We start from the raw sequence: 260 nt of genomic DNA, 5'->3' as shown, positions 1-260 counted from the left end.
GCCTTCAACGACGCAACTGGAGCACAGAGCTCGGGGGCTGCGCGGAAAAACCGTTCCGCAAGGTCGATCTCCAAGACAGAGAAGTTAGGAGCTCGTGAGGCAGCAAGGATGAAGAACGGCTTCAGGATCCTAGAAATTATCTCTATTTGCCCTTCGTAGAGGACTAGAATATGTAAGCTGTTGAGCCAGCCCACGCGATACGTGACACCTGCGTTTTGGCGAATCGGAAGGGCGAATTGGACAAAGGATGCAGCTTGTAC

General features: G+C 52.7%; 1 protein-coding gene. It reads right to left on the bottom strand.

Features of this window, described 5'->3' with window-relative positions:
• On the bottom strand, nucleotides 1-194 hold a 194-nt coding region (locus ACLJNW_RS26220; protein WP_410961508.1), incomplete at its 3' end, for a hypothetical protein.
• Between the last annotated feature and the right edge of the window lie 66 nt (nucleotides 195-260).

The organism is Salmonella sp. SAL4457 (assembly GCF_046548235.1).
Taxonomy (GTDB): Bacteria; Pseudomonadota; Gammaproteobacteria; order Enterobacterales; family Enterobacteriaceae; genus Salmonella; species Salmonella enterica.
Note: the sequence above shows the minus strand (reverse complement) of the source record. Positions and strands in the feature narration are given on the sequence as shown.